The 3,394-nt window shown below is 48.1% G+C and carries 2 rRNA genes; both read right to left on the bottom strand.

The features are described 5' to 3' along the window. Positions 1-8: 8 nt before the first annotated feature. Positions 9-123: ribosomal RNA gene (gene rrf, locus CFY84_RS11215) — 5S ribosomal RNA — on the bottom strand. 138 nt (positions 124-261) lie between these two features. Then, positions 262-3,150: ribosomal RNA gene (locus tag CFY84_RS11210) — 23S ribosomal RNA — on the bottom strand. Positions 3,151-3,394: the final 244 nt, after the last annotated feature.

The following is a 3,394-nucleotide window of genomic DNA, read 5'->3' as shown; positions in this document are numbered from 1 at the left end:
GAATAAGATGCTGGCGATGACTTACTCTCACATGGGTAATCCCACACTACCATCAGCGCAAAGAGGTTTCACTTCTGAGTTCGGGAAGGGATCAGGTGGTTCACTCTTGCTATAGTCGCCAGCATAACTGTTGATGTACTTGATCAGGTCTTATGTATATGCCTAATGTTGTACAAATGAGTTATTAACAGGTATATAGATTGATCATGTTCAAGCGTACTGAATCAAAGTTAGTACAAGACCCAACTGTTTGGGTGTTGTATAGTCAAGCCTCACGAGCAATTAGTATTGGTCAGCTTCATGTATCACTACACTTCCACATCCAACCTATCAACGTCGTAGTCTTCAACGGCTCTTTAGGTGACTAAGTCACAGGGAAATCTAATCTTGAGGTAGGCTTCCCGCTTAGATGCTTTCAGCGGTTATCCCTTCCGAACATAGCTACCCGGCGATGCGACTGGCGTCACAACCGGTACACCAGAGGTTCGTCCACTCTGGTCCTCTCGTACTAGGAGCAGATCCTCTCAAATTTCCAACGCCCATGGTAGATAGGGACCGAACTGTCTCACGACGTTCTAAACCCAGCTCGCGTACCTCTTTAAATGGCGAACAGCCATACCCTTGGGACCTGCTTCAGCCCCAGGATGAGATGAGCCGACATCGAGGTGCCAAACACCGCCGTCGATATGAACTCTTGGGCGGTATCAGCCTGTTATCCCCAGAGTACCTTTTATCCGTTGAGCGATGGCCCTTCCATACAGAACCACCGGATCACTAAGACCTACTTTCGTACCTGCTCGACTTGTTGGTCTCGCAGTTAAGCGCGCTTTTGCCTTTATACTCTACGCGTGATTTCCGACCACGCTGAGCGCACCTTCGTACTCCTCCGTTACTCTTTAGGAGGAGACCGCCCCAGTCAAACTACCCACCAGACATGGTCCTCGATCCAGATAATGGATCGGAGTTAGAACCTCAACATTACCAGGGTGGTATTTCAAGGATGGCTCCATGGTAACTGGCGTCACCACTTCAAAGCCTCCCACCTATCCTACACAAGTAAGGTCAAAGTTCAATGTCAAGCTGCAGTAAAGGTTCACGGGGTCTTTCCGTCTAGCCACGGGTACACGGCATCTTCACCGCGATTTCGATTTCACTGAGTCTCTGCTGGAGACAGCGCCGCCATCATTATGCCATTCGTGCAGGTCGGAACTTACCCGACAAGGAATTTCGCTACCTTAGGACCGTTATAGTTACGGCCGCCGTTTACTGGGGCTTCGATCAAGAGCTTCGCTTACGCTAACCCCATCAATTAACCTTCCAGCACCGGGCAGGCATCACACCCTATACGTCCACTTTCGTGTTTGCAGAGTGCTATGTTTTTAATAAACAGTTGCAGCGGCCTGGTTTCTGAGGCTGCCTTCAGCTCAAGGAGCAAGTCCTATCACCAAAAGCAGCGTACCTTCTCCCGAAGTTACGGTACCATTTTGCCTAGTTCCTTCAGCAGAGTTCTCTCAAGCGCCTTGGTCTACTCGACCTGACCACCTGTGTCGGTTTAGGGTACGATTCCTGTGTAACTGAAGCTTAGAGACTTTTCTTGGAAGTATGGTATCAGCCACTTCGCAGGTAAACCTGCTTGCTATCGACTCTCAGCATAGAGCACCCCGGATTTGCCTAAGATGCATGCCTACGGTCTTTCACCTGGACAACCAACGCCAGGCTGACTTAACCTTCTCCGTCCTCTCATCGCATTACACAGAAGTAATGGAATATTAACCATTTTCCCATCGATTACGCCTTTCGGCCTCACCTTAGGGGTCGACTCACCCAGCCCCGATTAACGTTGGACTGGAACCCTTGGTCTTTCGGCGAACGGGTTTTTCACCCGTTTTGTCGTTACTCACGTCAGCATTCGCACTTCTGATACCTCCAGCATACTTCTCAATACACCTTCATCGGCTTACAGAACGCTCCCCTACCACTTGACTTAAAGTCAAATCCGCAGCTTCGGCACATAGTTTTAGCCCCGTTACATCTTCCGCGCAGGCCGACTCGACTAGTGAGCTATTACGCTTTCTTTAAAGGATGGCTGCTTCTAAGCCAACCTCCTAGCTGTCTATGCCTTCCCACATCGTTTCCCACTTAACTATGATTTTGGGGCCTTAGCTGGCGGTCTGGATTGTTTTCCTCTTGACTACGGACGTTAGCACCCGCAGTCTGTCTCCCGGATAGTACTCATAGGTATTCGGAGTTTGCATCGGTTTGGTAAGTCGGGATGACCCCCTAGCCGAAACAGTGCTCTACCCCCTATGGTATTCGTCCGAGGCGCTACCTAAATAGCTTTCGGGGAGAACCAGCTATCACCAGGCTTGATTAGCCTTTCACCCCTATCCACAAGTCATCCCCTGGCTTTTCAACGACAGTGGGTTCGGTCCTCCAGTTAGTGTTACCCAACCTTCAACCTGCTCATGGATAGATCGCCTGGTTTCGGGTCTATACCCAGCAACTAAACGCCCTATTAAGACTCGATTTCTCTACGGCTCCCCTATACGGTTAACCTTGCTACTGAATATAAGTCGCTGACCCATTATACAAAAGGTACGCAGTCACATAATAAATATGCTCCCACTGCTTGTATGCATGCGGTTTCAGGATCTATTTCACTCCCCTCACAGGGGTTCTTTTCGCCTTTCCCTCACGGTACTGGTTCACTATCGGTCAGTCAGGAGTATTTAGCCTTGGAGGATGGTCCCCCCATATTCAGACAAGGTTTCACGTGCCTCGCCCTACTCGTTATCATGATCTAAGCCCTTTCGTGTACGGGACTATCACCCTTTATTGTTGCCCTTCCCAGAGCATTCCACTAAAACTTAAATCACTTCATGGGCTGATCCGCGTTCGCTCGCCGCTACTGACGGAATCTCAATTGATTTCTTTTCCTAAGGGTACTGAGATGTTTCACTTCCCCTCGTTCGCCTCACAAGCCTATGTATTCAGCTTATGATACCTACCTTATGGTAAGTGGGTTCCCCCATTCAGACATCTCCGGATCACAGGATATTTGCCGCCTCCCCGAAGCTTTTCGCAGGCTATCACGTCTTTCATCGCCTCTGACTGCCAAGGCATCCACCACATGCACTTAATTACTTGACTATACAACCCCAAACAGTCGCTTACGCGATTATTCAAAGGAATACAGCTTCAATCTCATACCAAAACGCTTGATTCAGTTATTTCGCTAGTTCTCATTAAATGAAGTTTACTTATCTTAAAAGATAACTAAAAATCATCATGAGTGAACAATTTATTTCAGACTCAATCTATATTCTGTTAATGATTCTCTACTTACCTCGTCAGCAAGTAGATACTGTGTAATCACAGAAATTAATAAGCTTTA

Source organism: Acinetobacter apis (assembly GCF_900197575.1).
Taxonomy (GTDB): Bacteria; Pseudomonadota; Gammaproteobacteria; order Pseudomonadales; family Moraxellaceae; genus Acinetobacter; species Acinetobacter apis.
Note: the sequence above shows the minus strand (reverse complement) of the source record. Positions and strands in the feature narration are given on the sequence as shown.